1 protein-coding gene is annotated in these 863 nt (G+C 71.4%); it reads left to right on the forward strand.

Translation table 11 applies throughout. The features are described 5' to 3' along the window. Nucleotides 1-52 precede the first annotated feature (52 nt). Complete coding sequence (locus GUY61_RS38660) at nt 53-820, forward strand: enoyl-CoA hydratase/isomerase family protein (protein ID WP_166634944.1); 768 nt, start codon at nt 53-55, stop codon at nt 818-820. The last annotated feature ends 43 nt before the right edge of the window (nt 821-863 follow it).

An 863-nucleotide genomic window follows, 5' to 3' on the forward strand; every position in this document is an offset into this window, starting at 1 on the left:
GTGTGATGATTCACACCGGGCCCGCCCCGTTAACGGCGGCTAACCTCCTCGTATGACCGTGAATCTCGAAGTCGCCGAGGGCGTCGGCACCATCCGCCTGGACCGCCCGCCGATGAACGCACTGGACATCGCCACCCAGGACCGGCTGCGTGAGCTCGCCGAGGAGGCCGCCCGCCGCGAGGACGTACGGGCCGTCATCCTCTACGGCGGGGAGAAGGTGTTCGCCGCGGGAGCGGACATCAAGGAGATGCAGGCCATGGACCACGCGGCGATGGTCGTACGGTCCCGTGCGCTGCAGGACTCCTTCACCGCCGTGGCCCGGATCCCCAAGCCGGTGGTCGCCGCCGTCACCGGATACGCCCTGGGCGGCGGTTGCGAACTGGCGCTCTGCGCGGACTACCGCATCGCGGCGGACAACGCCAAGCTCGGCCAGCCGGAGATCCTGCTGGGCGTGATCCCCGGGGCGGGCGGCACCCAGCGGCTGTCCCGGCTGATCGGTCCCTCGCGGGCCAAGGACCTCATTTTCACCGGCCGGATGGTGAAGGCCGACGAGGCGCTGACGCTCGGTCTGGTGGACCGCGTCGTGCCCGCCGCCGAGGTGTACGAGCAGGCGCACGCCTGGGCCGCGAAGCTCGCCCAGGGGCCCGCGATCGCGCTGCGCGCGGCGAAGGAGTCCGTCGACGCGGGGCTGGAGACCGACCTGGAGACCGGTCTCGCGATCGAACGGAACTGGTTCGCGGGGCTCTTCGCCACGGAGGACCGGGAGCGCGGCATGCGCAGCTTCGTCGAGGAGGGGCCGGGCAAGGCCAAGTTCGTCTGAGCCGTCCGAGCCGATCACCGGGGGCGGCCGGTCCAGATGGACC

This window comes from Streptomyces sp. GC420 (assembly GCF_009916105.1).
Taxonomy (GTDB): Bacteria; Actinomycetota; Actinomycetes; order Streptomycetales; family Streptomycetaceae; genus Streptomyces.

Coding starts and splice junctions, on each gene's coding strand:
- GUY61_RS38660 (WP_166634944.1), top strand. CDS start 53: ATGACCGTGAATCTCGAAGTCGCCGAGGGCGTCGGCACCATCCGCCTG.